Here is a 1,006-nt window from a genome sequence, read left to right as displayed (position 1 = left end):
TGGATTCCGTGGGGAGGTAAATAATGGATTACATTATTGAACAGCCAAGCAAAAAAAGCGTGACATCAAACAATGACGATATGCAATTCATTATTGAACCACCAAAAAAGAAACCAAAAACAGCCGAACAGATTGGCCGTGAATTGCCAAGTCCGCTACAAGGCGGAGTTAATGCAGTCACTCAAGGCTTGATGTTTAACTTAGGGGATGAGGCATACGGTGCATTAGGTGGCTTAGGTGCAGCATTAACAGGTAATGACATTGCAGAAAATTATCGTTATAACCGTGATTTGGTTCGCGGTATGTCTAAGCAATATAAAGAGGATTATCCCACAACTGCAACACTATCTGAGCTTTTAACAGGTATTCCATCTGCTGTTTTGTTGCCAATGCCAAAAGCTAAAGCATTAAGCGCGACAGCATCAAAAGCGGCTCAAGTGTTAAATCAGTCAAAAAACGTGGCCAAAGGTGGCGCGTTATATGGTGGATTATCAGGTTTTGGCGGTAGTGAAGCCGATACAGCTTTAGGTGTTTTAAGCGACACTGCTTCAAGTGCTGCAATTAGTGGTGGCTTAGGTGGAGTGATGACACCTTTAGCTATGGGTATTGGTGGAGTTGGTTCGAATGTCGCTCAAAGAATTAGTGATAAATCTGCAAGTGATTTTGCTAAGCGCAAAGTCGCGGAGTCGTTTTTGCGGTCGGCTGAGGGTCAAGCGCAACTGTTTGAACGTGGTGTTCCACGCGGCCAAAATGCGGCTGGTACGACATTGTATGATGATGCTATTACTAACCCGATGGAATACTATGCGCGACGAATGGAGAAAATGCCAAAGGGTACGCCTGTGGGGGCAGTTGCTAAAGAGCCGATGAGCTTGCTAGATACTACTGCAACAATGACAGGGTCGGTGAGTACGAAAGTCGCTAAGAAGCAAGAGCTGCTAAAAAACAAAGAAGCACAGAGAATGCTAGGTTATGCTGAAGAAGCAATCGGCAAAGGTCGCCCTGA

General features: G+C 44.9%; 1 protein-coding gene. It reads left to right on the top strand.

Features of this window, described 5'->3' with window-relative positions; genetic code table 11:
- Positions 1 to 23 precede the first annotated feature (23 nt).
- Positions 24 to 1,006, top strand: a 983-nt coding sequence (locus tag Q0212_RS09895) for a hypothetical protein (RefSeq protein WP_297924960.1), incomplete at its 3' end; no start/stop codon positions are given.

The organism is uncultured Agitococcus sp. (genome assembly GCF_937920075.1).
Taxonomy (GTDB): domain Bacteria; phylum Pseudomonadota; class Gammaproteobacteria; order Pseudomonadales; family Moraxellaceae; genus Agitococcus.
This window is presented reverse-complemented; position numbering and strand designations above follow the sequence as displayed.